Source organism: Anoxybacteroides voinovskiense (assembly GCF_014196205.1).
Lineage (GTDB): Bacteria > Bacillota > Bacilli > Bacillales > Anoxybacillaceae > Anoxybacteroides > Anoxybacteroides voinovskiense.
The window spans coordinates 1-17,531 of sequence record NZ_JACIDE010000018.1; the positions used below are offsets into that span (position 1 = coordinate 1).

Below are 17,531 nucleotides of genomic sequence, written 5' to 3' on the forward strand. Positions count from 1 at the left end.
CTTATTGTTGGGCAGAAGCATGACTTTGTACGTTTTGATCATCTTCTCCCAGCTCCTTTAGCATCTTCTTGGCTTTGTTTTAATTATAAAATAATCATGAGGTTTTTATAAATATTTATGCATTTATAACTAACAGTTAAAAGCCCCCTTTATAGAGAAAAAGACAATACCGCCACTGGCATTGTCTTTTTCTCATGAATCTTATTTTGCCGCCACATTTAAATAACGATATACTCGCTCCATGACGTCCGTAGTTAGTTGTCCGAGCAGTTGTTCACTTTCCGCTAATGAACGCCCCTTTACGCCAAAATACACTTTCGCTTTTGGCTCGGTTCCAGAAGGACGCAAACAAAACCATGAACCGTCTTCAAGCAAATATTTCAATACGTTTGACTTCGGAAGCGTAATCGCTGTTTTTTCGTTCGTTCGTGTATCGATTCGTTCGCTCGCTTCATAATCCTCTATCACAACAATTTTCTTTCCAGCCATTTCTATCGGCGGCTGCTTGCGGAAAGAAGAAAGTAGCGCTTGAATTTGTTCCGCTCCTTCTTTTCCTTTTAGTGTTAATGATGTTAACCCTTCTCGATAATAGCCGTATTGTTCAAACAATTGCATTAGCCCTTCATATAACGACAAGCCGTTCTTTTTATAAAACGCGCATACTTCCACTGCTAAAACCGCTGCTTGCACTGCGTCTTTGTCGCGGGCAAAATCACCAATTAAATAGCCATAACTTTCTTCATACCCAAATTGAAACACGTATTGCCCTGTTTGTTCATACTCTTTTATTTTTTCGCCAATAAATTTAAACCCCGTTAACGTATCAATCGTCGGCAATCCAAATGAAGCCGCAATATCACGCCCGAACTCAGACGTCACGATCGTTTTTAAGACAACGCCGTTTTTCGGAAGCGTTCCTTGCTTCTGCTTTTGCGACAAAATATAATGAAGCAATAAGCCGCCTGTCTGGTTGCCTGTTAAAACGACATATTCCCCGTCTTCATTTTTCACTGCAATCCCTAGCCGGTCTGCATCCGGGTCAGTCGCGATTAATAAATCGGCATCGATTTCTTTCCCGACGCGAATAGCCTGTTCAAATGCCGCATGTTCTTCTGGATTTGGCGATTTAACAGTCGAAAAGTTCGGGTCTGGCAGCTCTTGCTCTTTGACGACAACGACATTTTTGTAGCCTAGCGCTTCTAACGCGCGACGCACTGGCTTATTGGCTGTACCGTGAAGCGGAGTAAAAACAATTTTCACGTCTACTTCTTGCGAAAGCTGTGGATTAAGCGAAATCGTTTTTAGCTTTTCGATGTACGCTTGATCAATCGTTTCTCCAATGATTCGGATCAGCCCGTTTGCTTTTAATGTCGCTTCGTCTTCGACGGCAATCGCTAATTCGTTTTCGACTTCATTGACATAACGAATGACGGCGTCCGCACTGTCTGGCGGAAGTTGCCCTCCGTCTTCCCCATATACTTTATATCCATTATATTCCGGCGGGTTATGGCTTGCGGTGATGACAATTCCGGAAAATGCTTGTAAATACCGAACCGCAAATGAAAGTTCCGGCGTCGGACGTAATTCATCAAAGACATATGTTTGAATTCCATGAGTCGCAAGCGTCTTTGCCGCCTCCATCGCAAATTCTGGCGACTTATGCCGCGAATCGTAGGCAATGACGACCCCACGCTTTTTCGCTCTCTCGCCAAATGATTCTATGTATCGTGCCAATCCTTCCGACGCTTTACGCACCGTATAGACGTTCATCCGATTGGTCCCAGGGCCAATCTCCCCGCGCATGCCACCTGTGCCAAATTCTAAATTTTTATAAAAACAATCCTCGAGCCATTTTTCATCACTAACTCGTTGCTGCAATATCGCTTTTAACTCTTCGTCTAACTGTTCATAAGCCATCCACTGTTCATACTTGTTTCTCCAACCCAATCCAAATCCCTCCAAATCATCGTTCCATAATTGTTGTATTCGTCACCATCATACGATATTCCTGTTAGAAAAAAAAGCAAATACTCATTGAGCAACAAAAAAGGATGCCACATTGCTCGATGTGACATCCTCCTTACAGTTACGCTTGCGGCTGAGATGGTTCGGAAATGTTCGTTAACGCTTGTTCTGCCGCTTCATCATACGCGTGGTTTGTCGCAATATCCCCTAACGCAACAATCCCACGTAGTTGGTTATTTTCCACAATTGGAAGACGGCGAATTTGATGCTGGGACATCACATTTGCCGCTTCTTCAACGCTCATATTCGGCGTTCCGGTCACGACATTGGTGGACATTACTTGCGATACCGGAATCGAAGCATTTTTTCCTTCTGCCGTTGTCCGTAGCGTAATGTCACGGTCAGTAATCATTCCTTTAATTTGACCGTTCTCGACAACAGGAAGTGCCCCGATATTTTTTTCGCTCATTAGCCGTGCCGCTTCTTGCACCGTTTGGTTCGGAGAAACGGTTGCGACGTTTGTCGTCATAATGCTTTTGACAGTGTTATTGTTCAATGTTATCCTCTCCTTTCACCGATTAGTGTCACCAAATTCATTGAACATATAGGTAGTAAATACTGTTTGAATTGTTTTGAAAACGTTAGGAAAAAATAAACGAGCGACTTCGTTCCGAAATCGCTCGTTTATTTGTTATTGTAATTTGTATACACGCGCCTCCCATGGCCGCAATCGAATTTCGTAAAGCTCTTCTTGTTCATCAACATCGTAGTTGCTAATGAGCAACTGTTTTGTCGAATATGTAATATCATTTGGCAATCGGAATATCGCTGTTTCGCTAGAAAAATTCGTCATAACGACAAGTGTTTCCTTCCCGAGCGTACGCGTATACGCGTAAATGAGCGGATCGTCTTCTAACATTAACTCGTACGTTCCATACACAATCACATCGTGCGCTTTGCGAAGCTGAATTAATTTTTTATAATAATGGAATACCGAGTTTGGATCTTCCATCGCCGCTTTCGCGTTAATTTCTTTATAATTCGGATTCACTTGAATCCATGGAGTGCCCGTTGTAAATCCTGCATGTTCGCTATCGTCCCATTGCATCGGTGTACGTGCGTTATCGCGGCCTTTATAATAAATTTTTTCTAAAATCGCTTGCGGATCTTCGCCATTTTCGATTTGTTCTTTATACATATTAAGCGTTTCAATGTCGCGATAATCGTCAATGGATGAGAAGCGAACGTTCGTCATGCCAAGTTCTTCTCCTTGGTAAATGTACGGGGTGCCTTGCATCATATGCAAAAACGTAGCAAGCATTTTCGCCGACTCCACACGATACGTTCCATCATCGCCAAAACGTGACACGGCCCGAGGTTGGTCATGGTTGTTTAAATACAGGCTGTTCCATCCTCTCCCCTCCAACTCTTTTTGCCATTTCGTCATCGTCTTTTTCAAATCGGCTAACGTCCACGGGTGAATATCCCATTTTCCGCCTGCGCCAGAATCAAGGTCGACGTGCTCAAATTGAAATACCATGTTTAGTTCTTTTCGCTCCGGAGCAGTGTACAAAATGCCTTCTGCCGGCGTTACACCTGGCGTTTCACCAACCGTCATTACATCGTACTTCGATAACACTTCCCGGTGCATTTCTTGCAAAAATTCATGGACGCGCGGTCCATTCATAAAATACCGTCCACCCCAAGCGTATTTTTTTCCCGGTTGCACATCGCCGTCTGGTAGCTCTGGCACTTTCGAAATCATGTTAATGACGTCCATACGGAAGCCATCGACCCCTTTATCAAGCCAAAACTTCATCATCTCATACACTTCTTGACGTACACGTGGATTCTCCCAGTTTAAATCCGGCTGTTTCTTTGAAAAGAGATGCAAATAATACTCTCCTGTTGTTTCGTCATACTCCCAAGCAGAACCGCTAAAATGGGATTCCCAATTGTTCGGTTCTCTTCCGTTTTTTCCTGGACGCCAAATATAGTAATCGCGGTATGGATTGTCTTTTGATTGGCGCGATTCGATAAACCACGGGTGTTCATCCGATGTATGATTCACCACTAAATCCATCACCAATTTTATGCCGCGTTTATGCATTTCTTCAATCATCTCTTCCCAATCAGCCATCGTTCCAAATTCATCCATAATGGCACGATAGTCGCTAATATCGTAGCCGTTGTCATCGTTTGGCGACTTATACACCGGCGACAACCATACGACATCGATACCAAGCTCTTTTAAATAATCAAGCTTAGAAATAATGCCGCGAAGATCGCCAATTCCATCGCCGTTCGAATCTTTAAAGCTGCGCGGATAAATTTGGTACACGACTGCTTCTTTCCACCATTTTCGTTCCATGCTCCCACACTCCTATTTTCGTGTATGAAAACGATTTCATATCTATATTTTACTACAAATTTCCTTCCATGGCTATAAATTTTACAATTCTTTTCGCCTCTACTATAATGAATGTGATAGAAAAAGTAGGGAGCGTTTCGTATGTACCAAAAAGAAAAACGGTTAGAAAATTGGTTGATTGCTGCGTGGAGCGTTTCGCTCATTGCCACTCTTGGAAGTCTTTACTTTTCCGAAGTGATGAAGTTTATTCCGTGCGACCTTTGTTGGTTCCAACGCATTTTCATGTACCCGCAAGTCATTTTGTTAGGAATGGCAGCCATTCGGAAAGAATATAGCATCGCTCGTTATAGTTTCGTGCTATCGGTTGTTGGCGGAACCATTTCGCTTTACCATTACCTCATTCAAAAAGTTCCATTTTTCCAAACTCACGCGCCCGTATGCGGTCGCATTCCTTGCACTGGTGATTATCTTAACTGGCTTGGGTTTATTACCATTCCATTTTTAGCATTAACCGCTTTTATCATTATTAGCGTGCTCAGTTTATTGATTATTCGGACATGGAAGGAAGGGAATAGACGTTGAAAAAAATTTTTATTTTCGGCGCTGTTATCGTCGCCTTATTTATCGCCATTTCATGGATTACTTCTTACCAACAAAAAGAAAAAGCGGAAAACAATCCATATAAAAAAGCAGAATTAAACCCAGCGACTGTCGCTCAACTCGACGATCCTAACTACAAAAACATTATTTTGCCAGATGAATTGGCAAAAAAGCTAAAAAACCACGAGACGGTCACTGTTTATTTTTACAGCCCAACTTGCCCTCACTGCCATAAAACGACGCCAATTGTCGTCCCAATGGCAAAAGAAATGGGAATTGACTTAAAGCTGTTTAATTTGCTGGAGTTTGACGAAGGTTGGGATACTTACCATATCGACGGAACCCCAACTATTATTCATTTTGAAAAAGGAAAAGAAGTGAAGCGAATTGATGGCTACCGCGAAAAAAGCGTCTTCCGCGATTGGTTTGCATCCATCAAAAAAAGCGAAGGATGAGCTTTCGCATATATAGTGAAAAGGTGTCCCACGCTAGGACACCTTTTCACATAAGCCAATCGCTCGTTGGGGGAGAGTACATGCTAAAAATGAATGGACGTTTTTGCTGAAATTGCTCAATCGTAAAAGGAAACGCCACACCATGCTGTTCTAACAGACGTACGTTTCGCTCAAACACATGGCGATATTCTTCATTCAGCCCATTTGTTTCGATGCACTCAATCACCGTTAACAACGACTGCAACGACGAAATCATTTGAAACGCTTCTCGCATCGTGCCATTATAATAATCTGGGGAGATGGAAAGAATATTCAATTGCTCAAACTTACGAATTTGTTCATCATCAAAGTATTTCGGGAAAATATAGCGGTAAAAGTGCTGAATTAACCTCTCGACATACTCTTCGTGCTCTCGCGTTGCTGCATATACTACTTTCAATGTTCCATACCACCTTTTTTGTCCTATTGCCACACCTATGATACTATGAGTGTATCATAGATAACAAATCATGAGCGGTAGAAAGTGTTTCCACTACATAAAGGAGAGAAGAAATGATTACGACTCGAAAAGGAGAATGGCTAGAGTTTGCAAACTTTGCCACATGGAGTGGGCAAACGGTAGAATCTTTGCTAAAAGAAACATGGGGGGCGCCGAAAAAATGGTTGCATGAGCTTCGCATGGAAAAAGGCGTAAAAGTAAACGGAAAAACCGTTCCGTGGCAAACCGTTTTACAAAAAACAGATCGGCTACAATTATGGCTATATAAACCAGAAATATCAGATATTCACCCAAACTATCAACCGCTTGATATTTTATGGGAAGATGAGCATTTGCTTATTATTAATAAGCGAGCAGGGCTAGATGTGCACCCGACCGCTCCTAACGAAACAGGGACGTTAGCCAATGCAGTGGCATTTTATCTACAGTCGGACGGGGTTTTCACAAAAGTTCGCCACGTTCATCGGCTTGACCGGGATACGTCTGGAGCCATTTTATTTGCCAAACATGCCCTTTCCGCAGCAATGCTCGATCGGATGCTCGAAAAACGCCAAATCAAACGGACGTATGTCGCAGTTGTTCATGGCATCATGAAAAAAAGGAGCGGAACGATTAACGCGCCAATCGGCCGTGACCGCCATCATCCGACAAGACGAAGGGTGTCGAAAACGGGCGATAAAGCGATGACTCATTATCGCGTATTAGAAACGTTCAAAAATTCAAACACATCACTCGTCGAACTAACACTAGATACAGGAAGGACGCACCAAATTCGTGTGCATATGAGCTATATTGGGCATCCGCTCGCAGGAGACGTATTATACGGAGGAAGCGCGGAGCAATATAAAAGACAAGCACTTCATGCCGCTCGACTTATAGTTCCGCATCCATTTACAAATGAAACGATTACGTGCATTGCTCCTTGTCCGGATGGAATCGTTCCGTTTCCATAAGAAAAGCGCAAAGCACCTGCCTATCGGCGAAGATCGCACAAGCCCTACCGAGGAGACTTAGCCGCCGAAAGAAGAGGCGGAACAACTCGAGCCGATGGCGCTTGGAGCTAGACAGCGCCCCACCTAATCGTAAAATTTTATACTTTCTTACCTTATAAAAAACGAGGCAGCTTCTCTGCCTCGTTTATGAATGTGCTTGAATTCCTTCCGTCATTTCTTGCTCTCGTTGTATTTCCTTTTTCGTTACTTCGATCGTTTTGACATGGTGACCGTCCATTTCTATCACTTTCAATGAATAGCCATCCACATCAATCGTGTCGCCTTCTTTTATATCATAATACTCGGTTAAAATCCAGCCACCAATCGTGTCCACATCTGTGTCATCAATCGCTAAGCCAAATAAATCATTAACTTCGCTAATGAGCACTTTTCCATCAAGAATGGTATGCGTTTCATCGACTTTTTGAATAAGCGGTGTTTCATCGACATCAAACTCATCTTGAATTTCGCCGACAATTTCTTCTAGAATATCCTCTACTGTTACAAGCCCTGACGTTCCGCCATATTCGTCAACTAAAATGGCCATATGAATTCGTTCTTTTTGCATTTTCACAAGCAAATCATGAATTGCTATCGACTCGATCACTTGAATAATCGGGCGAACGTAATCTTTTAGCTCTTTTTTCTCCGCCGGATTTGTCACAAGATCGGTAAATATTTCTTTCACATTCACTAAACCGAGCACATGGTCTTTATCGCCATCAATGACCGGATAGCGCGTATATTTTTCTTCTTTAATAATGTCAAGATATTCTTCAACCGAATGGTGAATATCGAGAGCAACAATTTCTTTGCGCGGCACCATAATTTCTTTCGCAACCCGATCGTCAAAGCGGAAAATATTATTCACGTACTTGTATTCAGACTGGTTAATTTCCCCGCTTTTATAGCTTTCCGATAAAATTAAACGAAGCTCTTCTTCTGAATGAGCAAGCTCATGCTCAGAAGCAGGCTTTAAGCCAAATACACTTGTGACGATGCGCGCTGACGTGTTAAGCAACCAAATAAACGGATACATCACTTTATAAAATAAAATTAACGGCTTTGCAGTAAATAATGTAATCGCCTCTGCCTTTTGAATTGCCAACGTCTTCGGCGCCAATTCCCCGACAACGACGTGCAAAAACGTAATGCTCCCAAACGCAATCGCAAACGACAGTACGTGCGCGAGCGACGGCGATAGGTGTATTCGCTCGAATAACGGCAGCAATAATTTCTCGACCGTCGGCTCCCCGAGCCAACCTAATCCTAACGACGTAATCGTAATCCCTAATTGGTTCGCCGATAAATATTCGTCAAGACTGGAAATGACTTTTTTCGCTGCAACCGCCCGCTTATTTCCTTCGCTAATTAATTGATCGATTCTTGATGCCCGCACCTTCACAATGGCGAACTCTGAGGCAACGAAAAAGCCGGTCACAGCAATTAAACCCGCTACCATCAATAAACTAAATATGTCCAATGAACTTCCGTACGCGGCGTTCGCGTACGGATTACACCTCCTACGAGCCTTAGTTTAATCTTCTTCATTACTTTGCGTAAAAATTAAAATGTATTTAAGCAATTCTAGCACAGAAATCAACGCCGCAGCAACGTATGTCAACGCAGCAGCCCCAAGCACTTTATTGACCCCACGCTCTTCACCAGGAAAAATAATCCCTTCCGCTACCATAAATTTCTTTGCTCTTGCGCTGGCATTAAACTCCACTGGGAGCGTAATAAGTTGGAACGCAACAGCAAAGGAAAAGAAAATAATGCCTAAGCCAAGAAGAGAAAACTGATGAAAAATAAACCCTGCTAATAATAAAAACGGTGCTGCTCCCGATGTAAAATTGACGACTGGAAACATGCGATGACGAAGCACTAACGCTCCGTATGATTGTTGATGTTGCACCGCATGCCCGACTTCATGAGCGGCGACAGAAATCGCTGCAATCGACCGCCCATAGTACACCGGTTCAGACAAGCGGACAGTGCGTGAAATAGGATCATAATGATCGGTTAAACTTCCTGGCACTACTTCCACTGGTACATGATAAAGTCCATTGCGATCTAAAATCATTCTTGCCACTTCTGCTCCACTCAAACGAGAAGAAGCCGGTACTTCTGACCATTTTTGAAAATTGGACGATACTTTCATTTGCGCCCATAGCGAAATCCCAAACGCAATAAGAATAAGAAAATCCATCGGATGGAAAAACATTCATAAACCCTCCATTAGTCTTCGTATAACATACATAAAAATATGTTTATACTAATAATTATTTTACTGTACACCGCTATTTTCCGTCAAACAAAGCCCCTTTTCTTTAGTATGCTAAAAATAAACGGCTCTAAAAATTCCTTTTATTCACAAAAAGAGGCTTCATCCGAAGCCTCTTACTATTAAAAGTTAAAATTGTCCGGGTCTGGACCGATTCGTTTCTCTTGATTTAACAAATCAATTGCTTCCATCTCTTCCGCTGTTAATTCGAAGTCAAATATGTCTGCATTTTCTTTAATACGTTGTGGAGTGACTGATTTCGGAATGGTCACCACCTCGTTTTGTAAGTCCCAGCGAAGGATGACTTGTGCTGGCGTTTTGCCATACTTTTTCCCGATTTCCACTAACACCGGTTCGTTCAATAGCTCGCCGCCACGCATCAAAGGTGACCACGCTTCAAGCTGAATGCCGTTTTCTTTACAAAACATATGAAGCGCTTTTTGCGTTAAGCGTGGGTGGTATTCCACTTGGTTCACCATCGGTTTAATTTCACATGTTTCCATTAAATCTTGTAAATGGTGAATTTGGAAATTACTTACCCCAATCGCCCGAACTAATCCGTCTTTATACAGCTTTTCGAGTGCTTTATACGTTTCTTTATATTTCCCTTTAACAGGCCAGTGAACTAAATATAAATCGATGTACGCAAGATCTAACTTCTTTAAGCTTTCTTCAAACGCTTTTAACGTCGTATCATATCCTTGATCAGAATTCCAAACTTTTGTCGTAATAAACAATTCCTCTCGCGGTACGCCCGACTCTTTTACCGCTCGGCCGACCCCTTCTTCGTTTTGATAAAACGCCGCTGTATCAATATGACGGTAACCAATTTCAAGCGCCGTCTTTACCGCTTGAACAACTTCTTCCCCTTCTTGCACTTTATACACACCTAGCCCAACCCACGGCATTTTCACTCCATTATGTAATACAGCACCGTCTTGCAACGTTTTCATCACACTTCCCCCTTCCAAATTTGTACATTTCTATTATCCATTTTTTCCAGCCAAAAAAGCAACTTATCTGCTCATAAAAAAAGAAGGAGATTTCCCATCTCCTAAAATAAAATGAAGCTATATAACAACGCAAGGACAAACCGGTAAATAGCAAATGGTGTCAACTTCACTCTAGACACAAACCGCAAAAATACTTTAATTGCTAACAAGGCGACAAGAAAAGCGGTAACAAAGCCAATCGCAAAAATTGGAATGTCGTGCGTTGATAAAGACGAATAGCTTTTCAACAAATCCAAGCCACTCGCCGCCACCATCATCGGTACCGCGACAATAAAAGAAAACTCTGCGGCTGTTTTTCGGTCTGTTCCAACGAGCAACCCTCCGGAGATAGTCGATCCTGACCGTGAAAACCCTGGCCATAGTGCTAAACATTGAAATACACCAATACCGAACGCCTGCTTATAAGACAATGTATCGAGGGTTGTCGCTGTCACCGCTGTCCGTTTCTTTTCCGCAACAATCATAAGTATCCCACCTGCAACGAGACCGACTAATACGGTATACGGGGAAAACAAATAGGTTTTAATGGCATCATGCAAAATAAGCCCTAGAACAACAGCTGGAAGCATGGCGAAAATAATGTGAAGCAAATTTAGCCCCTTTTCTTTTTGTTCTTTCATGAGCCCAAAAAGATTGAAAAAACGTTTCCAATACACAACGACAACCGCTAAAATCGAACCAAGCTGAATAAAAATTTCAAACGTTTTTGCTGCTTCGCCCGTAAAATGAATCAATTCTCCAGTTAAAATTAAGTGTCCTGTCGAAGATACTGGCAAAAACTCTGTGAGCCCTTCGACCATTCCCATAATGACTGCTGAAAGATAATGCCACAACATCGCTACACCTCATTCACGTTTACTTGATCCATACTTTGTTACAGTACAACAACAAGAAATATTCCGTCAATATTGTTTTCTCCGGTTTCATTTAATCACATATGGATGAATAATAAACAACAAATGCATTAAATTTTTTTCATAAAAATAAGGTGAGGAGTTGTCCTCCTCACCTTATTTTTGACCGTTTTTCACCCATTGCGCTACTTGAATAGTACGTTTTGCTTGGTGCTTCACTGCTGCTTCAGCGTTTTCGAGAATGTTACCGTTTTGATCGACTGTGACGCTTGTGCCATATGGATTGCCACCACCCGCAAAGATTGCTGGGTCCGTATATCCTGGTGCGACTACAATGGCCCCCCAATGATACATCGTTGTGTACAATTGTAAAATCGTTTGCTCTTGACCACCATGCGCATTTTGCGCACTCGCCATCGCGCTGACGACTTTATTTACTAATTTTCCTTGGAACCAAAGACCTCCTGTCGTATCTAAAAACTGCTTTAATTGAGATGGAATGTTTCCAAACCGTGTCGGCACGCTGAAAATGATGGCATCCGCCCATTCTAAATCATTTAACGTGACTGTTGGCACGTCTTTCGTTGCTTCGACATGTGCTTTCCATGCTGGGTTTGACTCAATGGCTTCTTGTGGTGCAAGTTCTGGTACTTTCAAGACCCGCACTTCTGCCCCTGTTTCTTTTGCCGCTTCTTCTGCCCATTTGGCTAATTTGTAATTTGTTCCCGTTGAGCTGTAATAGATGATCGCTAATTTTACGTTTTCCATGTTTTCTTCTCCCCTTATTTATTTTTTCTCACCAATCTTACGGAAGATCGATGAGCATTAACCGTGTGTCGCTAGTTGCCGTCATTTTTACCGACGACGTTTCGGTTATTCTCGCCGAATCGCGCCTATATAGTTTAACCTTATCATTAATGGCTAATTCTCCCTCTATCACAAACAAAAAGATGCGCCGACCGCTTGTTTGTGTAAATGCGATGTCATTTCCCGCTTCTACATCCGATAAATAAATCGTTACATCTTGATGAATATGAGCGATATTTGGAGAAGACGGATTTTTTGCCACGACTGGCAACAGCTGATTTTTTAACAGAGCGACATCGTATGTTGTTTTTTCATATGACGGTGCGATGCCGTGTCGCTCAGGCAAAAACCATAATTGTAATAAATTCACCGGCTCTGTCGCTGACGGATTTACTTCCGAATGAACAATTCCTGTCCCTGCCGACATTCGTTGAATGCCACCGAATGTTGTCACCGCTTCATTCCCTAGACTATCTTGATGTTTTAATTGCCCGCTTAACACGATTGTAACAATTTCCATTTCTTGATGTGGATGCATCCCAAATCCTCGTAACGGTTGAATGACATCATCATTCAACACACGCAATGGTCCAAAATTCATATTGTTCGGATCAAAATATTCCGCAAACGAAAAACTAAAATACGTATCTAACCAGCCATGATTGGCATGATACCGTTCGCCGGCACGATATACTTGGATCAAACATTCACTTCCTTTCCAAAAATCTCGAAATCGAGATAAAAATATTTAATTACAAAATTATTAATTCGAGATTTATTATATAAAATCATTTAGTTGTTGTCAATTGATTCAAAAAAAAGGCAGCTTCGTGAGCTGCCGTTATTTCGCTAATGTAATATTCGTACGCTGCAACTGTGCCTCTGCTTCCGGGTGAAATTCGTTTTCCATTTTTGAAACAACAACTGTTGCCACACCGTTGCCAATTAAGTTCGTAATCGCACGCGCTTCGGACATAAAACGGTCGACCCCAAGAAGAAGAGCAATTCCCTCGACTGGAATCATCGGAAATGCCGCTAATGTTGCTGCCAATGTGATGAATCCTGAACCTGTCACCCCTGCTGCCCCTTTCGACGTCAGCATTAACACACCTAAAAGCGTGAGTTCTTGCCAAATAGTAAGGTCAATGCCATATGCTTGGGCAATAAACATTGCTGCCATCGAAAGGTAAATGGACGTTCCATCTAAGTTAAATGAATAGCCTGTTGGAATAACTAACCCGACAACCGATTTCGAGCAACCGTATTTTTCGAGCTTCTCCATCATTTTTGGCAACGCCGATTCAGATGACGATGTACCTAATACAAGGAGAATTTCCTCTTTAATATAAGCAATAAATTTAAAAATATTGAATCGATAAAACTTTGCAATCGCACCTAGCACAACAACGATAAAGAAGAACATCGTCGCATATACAGAACCCATTAATTTTCCAAGAGATACTAACGAACCTAATCCAAACGTTCCGATCGTATACGCCATCGCACCAAATGCAGCAATTGGTGACACTTTCATGACCATGTTTACAATGCCAAAGAAAATATCCGTTAACTTTTCAAATAACACTACCACCGGCTTTGCCTTTTCTCCTAAAGCAGCAGTTGCTACACCGAATAATACAGCAAAGAATAAAATCGGCAACAACTCCCCTTTTGCCATCGCACCGACGACGTTATCAGGAATAATGCCAAGCAAAAACTCAACGACACCGTGATTCACTGCTTCTGCTTGCTGCGTATATTGTGAAATATCGCCACCTTTTACAGCCGCTGTATTGAAGCCTGCCCCTGGTTTTACAACGTTCACAATAATAAGTCCTATTGCCAACGCAAATGTTGTCACAATTTCAAAATAAATCAATGCTTTTCCGCCAATTCGCCCAACCTTTTTTAAATCCCCCATATTGCCGATACCGATGACAACGGTAAAGAAAATAATCGGCGCAATAACCATCTTAATAAGCTTAATAAACCCATCCGCTAATACTTTCAATTTTGTCCCAAATTCCGGAAACAAAAAACCGATAACAATCCCTAAAAGAATCCCCGTAATAACTTGGACGGTTAAATTTTTAAACGTGAGCCTCATTTCTCCCACTCTCCCCTTTGTTTTTTGATAACGCTTTCAACTTTAAACCCCTTTGCTGATTTTATCGTAACGAATGTTTTTAAAAATTTGAATATTATGTTACTAATGGTCATTTTGTTCATTTTGGTCTCTAAAAAAAGAAAGCTGAGCATCTTACTCAGCTTTCTTGATTTGTTGCAAGAGCTTACTCCCGAATTCCCGCTCAAATTCGTCATATAAAGGAGCAAACTTTTGTTTCCACGTTTCTTGTTCCTTCTTCGTTAGTTCGTAAATATGCATCTTTGGATTTTGTTTCATTTTCGCCAGTTGTGCTTCGTTTTGTTTTCTTGATTGTTTTAAGTTCCAAGCTGTCGTTTCTTGCATCGCTTCTGTAATCTTTTGCTGTATATCTTTCGGCAGCTTCTCCCAAAAATGCTTGTTCACGATGACTGCATATCCAAGATAGCCGTGGTTGCTAATCGTCAAATATGGCTGGAACTGGTAAAAATTTTTTGAATAAATATTTGAAATCGTATTTTCTTGTCCATCAAACTCATGTTTTTCTAACGATTCATACACACGATCAAACGGCACAACAACTGGCTTCGCTCCTAAAAGCTGAAATTGTTTTTCAATTATTTCACTTGGCATGACACGGAATTTTAATCCCGAAAAATCACTTGGCTCGATAAGTAGACGACGGTTGCTCATCATTTGCTTAAAACCGTTGCCCCATAAAGCTAATCCTTTCATCCCTTTTTTCTCTAACATCGCTAATAAATTTTTTCCTACTTTCCCCCTAAACACGTGTTCTACGTCATCGTAATTTTCAAAAATAAACGGCAAATCAAGCACTTGCCACTCAGGAAGTAATTGCGTCACCTTTGATACGGACGGCGCAATTATTTGGACGTCCCCACGCAAAAGGGCATCGATTTCTTCATCATCGGAATAAAGCGAGCCATTCGGAAACACTTCCACTTTGACGCGTCCATTTGTTTTTTCCTCGACAAGCTCTGCGAATTTTTGCGCCGCCAACCCTTTCGGCGTATTTTCCGCTACGACATGGCTAAAATAAATAACAATTTGCTTATGTAATCCTTTTTGTTCATCATCGTACACAATTTGGGTAGATGTTTGTTTTTGAGCAATAAATAACATTACTCCTACTACGACAAACAACATTCCATTGACGAACCACCATTTTTTCATTTCTCCACACCACTTAACGATTGATTTAAGAAAATTCTAACACACAAAAAAAGAAATGTTAAAATAGAAAAAAGAACGATTTACCGAGGGAGAAATAATGAAACGCTTGTCGATTCGTTGGAAAATTACTGCGCTTATTTTCTTTATTGTTAGTTTCTCGTTGTTACTCGGAGGACTCATCGTCATTGGAAATTTTGTGCATACAAAAGAAGAAGAGCTAAAGCAACGGGCACTGTTAACAGCCCGAACAGTAGCTGAGCTTCCAGAAATTAAACAAAAAATAACAGGGACAAAAGAAGAACGAGACAAAATTAATCCGATTGTCGAACGATTGCGCGTCATTCACGGCGCTACGTACATTACCGTTCTTGATATGCATAAAATTCGTCTTTCTCACCCTGTCAAAGCGATGATTGGAAAACGTTCTAGCAGTAAAGATGAGGGACCAGCGTTTGCGGAACACACCTACACCTCGAAAGCACGCGGGGAAATCGGTACGGTCATTCGCGCCTTTGTCCCGGTAATGAATGATAAACATGACCAAATTGGCGTTGTCATTGCTGCATACCTTCTCCCTAACTTTATTCAAGTGCTTCTATCGCTAAAGGCGGAAGTTTTAGTGACCACAAGCCTTTCTTTGTTATTTGGTGGCTTTGGTGCATGGCAACTGGCTTCCCATATTAAGCAGCAAATGTTTCAACTGGAGCCACATGAAATCGCAAAATTATTAGTGGAACGGACAGAAACATTTAATGCAATGCACGAAGGAGTGATTGCCATTGATACAGATGAACGCATTACGATTTTTAATGATAAAGCGAAAGCAATGCTTGGCGTAACGGAAGATGTAGTCGGAAAACCTATTCGTTCCGTTCTTCCCGATACCCATTTACCAGAAATTTTACAAATAAACCGTCCAATCTATAACAAAGAACTACAAATTCGAAATTTAACGATTTTAAGCAACCGCATCCCGATTAAAGTCAACGGGGAAACCGTGGGAGCGGTCGCTATTTTCCAAGATCAGACAGAAGTAAAAAAACTAGCAGAAGAACTAACAGGAGTCAAAGCGTTTGTCAGCGCTCTTCGCGTGCAATCTCATGAATATATGAATAAGCTCCATACAATCGCTGGACTCATTCAACTAGGACATAAAGAAAAGGCGCTAGACTATGTGTTTCAAGTGACAGCCGAACAAGAAGAATTAATTCGTTTTTTAAGCAAAAATATTAAAAATGAAAGCATTTCCGGCCTTCTTTTAAGCAAAATTAGCCGTGGAAAAGAACTAGGGATTACTGTAACGATTGACCGTCATAGTAAATTACACAAATTCCCAAAATCTTTAGATCACCATGATTTCGTCGTCATCCTTGGCAATTTAATTGAAAATGCCTTTGATTCGTTTCAAACGGTTAGCGACCGTCCAAAAGAAGTATATATTAGCATCGAACAAACGGAGGAAATTTTACTGCTATCGGTAGAAGATAACGGCTGCGGCATGGAAGAATCGGTACAAGCCCATATGTTTGAAGAAGGGTTTTCTACAAAAAAAGCAGCAGGACGCGGCATTGGCTTATATTTAATCAAACAAATCGTTGAAAAAGGGAAAGGAAACATTCATGTCGAGTCGGAAAAAGGAAAAGGAACGATTTTTACAATTACCTTTGACATGTGAGGGGATGGGAAATGTATAAAGTAGTATTAATCGAAGATGACCCGATGGTACAAGAAGTAAATCGCCAATTTATCGAACAAGTCCCTCCATTCCGTGTCATCGGCATCGCCGCCAACGGTGTGCAAGGAATGGAAATGGTTCGCCACCTTCGACCTGATTTGGTGATTATTGATATTTACATGCCCGTAAAAGACGGACTTGAAACAATCCAGGCTATCCGAACAGAAAAGCTCCCAGTAGATGTCATTGCCATTACTGCTGCCAATGATATAGAAACAGTTCGGCGCATGTTGCAAAACGGTGCCTTTGACTATATTATGAAACCGTTCAAGTTTGAACGGCTGAAACAATCGCTCGAGCATTACCACACCTTCCGCCAAACATTAAAGACAAAAGAAAAAGTTACCCAAAAAGAGCTAGACACTCTTCTACAGTCCAACGAAAAAGAGGGGCGGTCCGAGCTTCCGAAAGGCTTGAACGACATTACCTTACAAAAAATTGTCGATTTTTTGCAGCAACAAACAGCTCCTGTTTCTGCGGAAGAAGTAGCAGAAGGAGTAGGCATTGCCCGTGTTACCGCCCGTCGTTATTTGGAGTATTTAGAGAAACAACAGAAAATCCATCTTGACGTTCAATATGGAGGTGTCGGTAGACCAGTGAACCGTTATATGAAACGGCCATAATTTTACCCGAGTTCTATATTTTGATAATATAGATG

At 41.6% G+C, this 17,531-nt stretch carries 17 protein-coding genes; 5 read left to right on the plus strand and 12 right to left on the minus strand.

Going from position 1 to position 17,531, the window contains the following annotated elements:
- Window positions 1-201 precede the first annotated feature (201 nt).
- The 3 genes from GGR02_RS11590 to GGR02_RS11600 form a co-directional block, all read right to left on the minus strand.
- Complete coding sequence (locus tag GGR02_RS11590) at window positions 202-1,947, minus strand: phospho-sugar mutase (RefSeq protein WP_183185071.1); 1,746 nt, start codon at window positions 1,945-1,947, stop codon at window positions 202-204.
- 139 nt (window positions 1,948-2,086) lie between these two features.
- A complete protein-coding gene (locus tag GGR02_RS11595) occupies window positions 2,087-2,527 on the minus strand; it encodes a CBS domain-containing protein (RefSeq protein ID WP_183185209.1) in 441 nt (146 codons plus the stop codon).
- A gap of 129 nt (window positions 2,528-2,656) precedes the next feature.
- A complete protein-coding gene (locus GGR02_RS11600) occupies window positions 2,657-4,336 on the minus strand; it encodes a glycoside hydrolase family 13 protein (RefSeq protein ID WP_183185073.1) in 1,680 nt (559 codons plus the stop codon).
- A 141-nt stretch (window positions 4,337-4,477) separates the two neighbouring features.
- On the opposite strand from GGR02_RS11600, the gene GGR02_RS11605 reads away from it, so the two are divergent.
- Both GGR02_RS11605 and GGR02_RS11610 read left to right on the plus strand, forming a co-directional pair.
- Entirely contained in the window at window positions 4,478-4,918 is a 441-nt protein-coding gene (locus tag GGR02_RS11605; protein WP_183185075.1) for a disulfide formation protein C, read from the plus strand.
- Window positions 4,915-5,391 (plus strand): thioredoxin family protein, encoded by a 477-nt coding sequence (locus GGR02_RS11610; RefSeq protein ID WP_183185077.1) that lies wholly within the window; start codon window positions 4,915-4,917, stop codon window positions 5,389-5,391. Before GGR02_RS11605 ends, GGR02_RS11610 begins: the two co-directional genes overlap by 4 nt.
- Before the next feature lie 46 nt (window positions 5,392-5,437).
- Here GGR02_RS11610 and GGR02_RS11615 read toward each other — a convergent pair whose 3' ends face one another.
- Window positions 5,438-5,830, minus strand: coding sequence for a DUF5365 family protein (locus GGR02_RS11615; RefSeq protein ID WP_183185079.1), 393 nt, complete (start codon window positions 5,828-5,830; stop codon window positions 5,438-5,440).
- Window positions 5,831-5,943: 113 nt separating this feature from the next.
- Between GGR02_RS11615 and GGR02_RS11620 the strand changes: the two genes are divergently transcribed.
- Entirely contained in the window at window positions 5,944-6,843 is a 900-nt protein-coding gene (locus GGR02_RS11620) for an RluA family pseudouridine synthase (RefSeq protein WP_221210835.1), read from the plus strand.
- 184 nt (window positions 6,844-7,027) lie between these two features.
- Here the strand turns inward: GGR02_RS11620 and GGR02_RS11625 are convergent, their stop codons facing one another.
- The 8 genes from GGR02_RS11625 to GGR02_RS11660 form a co-directional block, all read right to left on the minus strand.
- Window positions 7,028-8,365, minus strand: a complete 1,338-nt coding sequence (locus GGR02_RS11625; RefSeq protein ID WP_183185080.1) for a hemolysin family protein — start codon at window positions 8,363-8,365, stop codon at window positions 7,028-7,030.
- Between the two features lie 54 nt (window positions 8,366-8,419).
- Window positions 8,420-9,106, minus strand: a complete 687-nt coding sequence (locus GGR02_RS11630; protein WP_183185082.1) for a zinc metallopeptidase — start codon at window positions 9,104-9,106, stop codon at window positions 8,420-8,422.
- Window positions 9,107-9,288: 182 nt separating this feature from the next.
- Window positions 9,289-10,119, minus strand: coding sequence for an aldo/keto reductase (locus tag GGR02_RS11635; protein WP_221210836.1), 831 nt, complete (start codon window positions 10,117-10,119; stop codon window positions 9,289-9,291).
- A gap of 101 nt (window positions 10,120-10,220) precedes the next feature.
- Window positions 10,221-11,012 (minus strand): undecaprenyl-diphosphate phosphatase, encoded by a 792-nt coding sequence (bacA, locus tag GGR02_RS11640; protein WP_183185213.1) that lies wholly within the window; start codon window positions 11,010-11,012, stop codon window positions 10,221-10,223.
- A gap of 177 nt (window positions 11,013-11,189) precedes the next feature.
- A complete protein-coding gene (gene wrbA / locus GGR02_RS11645; protein WP_183185086.1) occupies window positions 11,190-11,801 on the minus strand; it encodes an NAD(P)H:quinone oxidoreductase in 612 nt (203 codons plus the stop codon).
- 37 nt (window positions 11,802-11,838) lie between these two features.
- Window positions 11,839-12,543 (minus strand): pirin family protein, encoded by a 705-nt coding sequence (locus GGR02_RS11650; RefSeq protein WP_183185088.1) that lies wholly within the window; start codon window positions 12,541-12,543, stop codon window positions 11,839-11,841.
- Window positions 12,544-12,681: 138 nt separating this feature from the next.
- Complete coding sequence (locus tag GGR02_RS11655) at window positions 12,682-13,947, minus strand: dicarboxylate/amino acid:cation symporter (RefSeq protein ID WP_183185090.1); 1,266 nt, start codon at window positions 13,945-13,947, stop codon at window positions 12,682-12,684.
- A 153-nt stretch (window positions 13,948-14,100) separates the two neighbouring features.
- Window positions 14,101-15,138: a TRAP transporter substrate-binding protein gene (locus GGR02_RS11660; RefSeq protein WP_183185092.1), complete on the minus strand. Its 1,038-nt coding sequence runs from the start codon at window positions 15,136-15,138 to the stop codon at window positions 14,101-14,103.
- 97 nt (window positions 15,139-15,235) lie between these two features.
- Between GGR02_RS11660 and GGR02_RS11665 the strand changes: the two genes are divergently transcribed.
- Window positions 15,236-16,813: an ATP-binding protein gene (locus GGR02_RS11665; RefSeq protein ID WP_183185094.1), complete on the plus strand. Its 1,578-nt coding sequence runs from the start codon at window positions 15,236-15,238 to the stop codon at window positions 16,811-16,813.
- 11 nt (window positions 16,814-16,824) lie between these two features.
- On the plus strand, window positions 16,825-17,496 hold the full coding sequence (locus GGR02_RS11670; protein WP_183185096.1) for a response regulator: 672 nt from the start codon (window positions 16,825-16,827) through the stop codon (window positions 17,494-17,496).
- Window positions 17,497-17,531: the final 35 nt, after the last annotated feature.

Bases quoted from the DNA above. Each gene is read 5' to 3' on its own strand.
- GGR02_RS11665 (WP_183185094.1), top strand. From the start codon at position 15,236: ATGAAACGCTTGTCGATTCGTTGGAAAATTACTGCGCTTATTTTCTTT.
- GGR02_RS11605 (WP_183185075.1), top strand. From the start codon at position 4,478: ATGTACCAAAAAGAAAAACGGTTAGAAAATTGGTTGATTGCTGCGTGG.
- GGR02_RS11635 (WP_221210836.1), bottom strand. From the start codon at position 10,119: ATGAAAACGTTGCAAGACGGTGCTGTATTACATAATGGAGTGAAAATG.
- GGR02_RS11655 (WP_183185090.1), bottom strand. From the start codon at position 13,947: ATGAGGCTCACGTTTAAAAATTTAACCGTCCAAGTTATTACGGGGATT.
- GGR02_RS11660 (WP_183185092.1), bottom strand. From the start codon at position 15,138: ATGAAAAAATGGTGGTTCGTCAATGGAATGTTGTTTGTCGTAGTAGGA.
- GGR02_RS11600 (WP_183185073.1), bottom strand. From the start codon at position 4,336: ATGGAACGAAAATGGTGGAAAGAAGCAGTCGTGTACCAAATTTATCCG.
- wrbA (WP_183185086.1), bottom strand. From the start codon at position 11,801: ATGGAAAACGTAAAATTAGCGATCATCTATTACAGCTCAACGGGAACA.
- GGR02_RS11620 (WP_221210835.1), top strand. From the start codon at position 5,944: ATGATTACGACTCGAAAAGGAGAATGGCTAGAGTTTGCAAACTTTGCC.
- GGR02_RS11630 (WP_183185082.1), bottom strand. From the start codon at position 9,106: ATGTTTTTCCATCCGATGGATTTTCTTATTCTTATTGCGTTTGGGATT.
- GGR02_RS11670 (WP_183185096.1), top strand. From the start codon at position 16,825: ATGTATAAAGTAGTATTAATCGAAGATGACCCGATGGTACAAGAAGTA.